Source organism: Halalkalibacter lacteus (assembly GCF_036663595.1).
Lineage (GTDB): Bacteria > Bacillota > Bacilli > Bacillales > Bacillaceae_D > Halalkalibacter > Halalkalibacter lacteus.
In genome coordinates this window covers 1-257 of record NZ_JAWRVL010000306.1, presented here as the reverse complement: position 1 = coordinate 257, position 257 = coordinate 1, and the positions used below count along the sequence as shown (strand labels likewise).

Genomic DNA, 257 nt, shown 5'->3' with positions numbered 1-257 from the left:
CGAATTCTTTACTTTAGCGGTGTACACCTTGTATTGAGTATCTTCATTAACAGGTAGATCAATTGCATCTAGTGATTTTCTAAGATTTTCCAGATATTGTGGATCGTTAATAGTGTGGTAGTACAAACGCTCCAAAAGCTGAATTTCTGGTTTACGGTCATCAAATCTTCTCGTATATGACTTCTTTCCGTGATAAACGAATGGATAGTATCTGGCACCACGTCCAATAAGCTGGGCTTCAGCATTTGTATCTTTAG

The 257-nt window shown here is 37.7% G+C and carries 1 protein-coding gene; it reads right to left on the bottom strand.

Annotated elements, in window-relative coordinates:
- Positions 1–257: hypothetical protein (locus tag SAZ04_RS22455; protein WP_332699894.1), on the bottom strand; the 257-nt coding region annotated here is incomplete at both ends.